1 pseudogene is annotated in these 1,010 nt (G+C 54.4%); it reads right to left on the bottom strand.

What is annotated here, in order from left to right:
• Positions 1–30 precede the first annotated feature (30 nt).
• A pseudogene (locus tag BFJ94_RS25570) lies at positions 31–1,010 on the bottom strand (transposase); the annotation flags it as partial.

The raw sequence follows: 1,010 nt of genomic DNA, 5'->3' as shown, positions 1-1,010 counted from the left end.
TTAGGGCTTGCTGAACAAGATTCGTTCCATCTACACCCAACGCAAGTCTCTAAACCCAAGCAGTCTGAAAAAATGCAAAAAGAGAACACGCAGTCGCCGCTCCAGATTCATGACCAGAAACTGAAGGGCGATGACGGTCAAACTGGTTTCGGCGCCACGCGCCCGAATGCGACCTAGGCCCAATTTGCGCTTGCCTTCTCCAAATTTTCCTTCGATCGCATTACGCTGTACAGCGTCCTGGCGCTCTTGCCGACGATCGGCGACTTCACTTTGCTCTTTCGAGGGTCTGCCGAGCTTCGGGCCACTAAGGCGAATCCCTAGCGTTTTGCAATAGTTCAGGTTGTCTCGATTGCGGTAGATTTTATCGGCTAGAATGACGGCGGGATAATACCCGAATCGCTGTTTGTACGCTTCCACCGATGCTTGCAGCGTGGTTGCCTCGTTGAAGCTGTCCCATTGTGCCGTTTCGATCCAAGCGTAACCGTCCACCAGACTGGCGGCGATTTTGGCGCCGAACTCCACGTTCGCTCCAGCTTTGCCTCGAACCATCGGACGTACATGCGGCTGTTCGATACTCACGATGCGATCGGCGACGACATGCGTATTCTTCTCTAGCATTTCGCGCTGCTGACGGTAGAGCTCCGAGATGATCAGAAGCTGGCGATAGTGTCTTTTGCTCAGTTCCGTGAGAGGCGTATACTTCACGAGGGCTTCAATAATCCGCAGATTCCGTCCCACGTAGCCAAGTTGCTTTTTGATCGCTTTGCGGATCACCTTGCCCGATGCCTTGCGTTGCTTGGAAACACTCAGGTACGATTTTCTGGCTTTCTCGCGGTACGTGCGCGGCTTCTCCATCGCTCCGACATGGGGACGGTGCAGCACGTCGATGATGTCTTCCAGGATTTCACGGGCGTGATTCAGCAGCCCCAAGTCAGTCGGATACTTGATGTCCGCAGGCGCGCATGTCGCATCCAGCATGAGGGTGCCCTTGTTCATGACTTCCGCTGTCG

The sequence above is a fragment of the Paenibacillus aceti genome, from assembly GCF_003614185.1.
Taxonomy (GTDB): domain Bacteria; phylum Bacillota; class Bacilli; order Paenibacillales; family Paenibacillaceae; genus Fontibacillus; species Fontibacillus aceti.
This window is presented reverse-complemented; position numbering and strand designations above follow the sequence as displayed.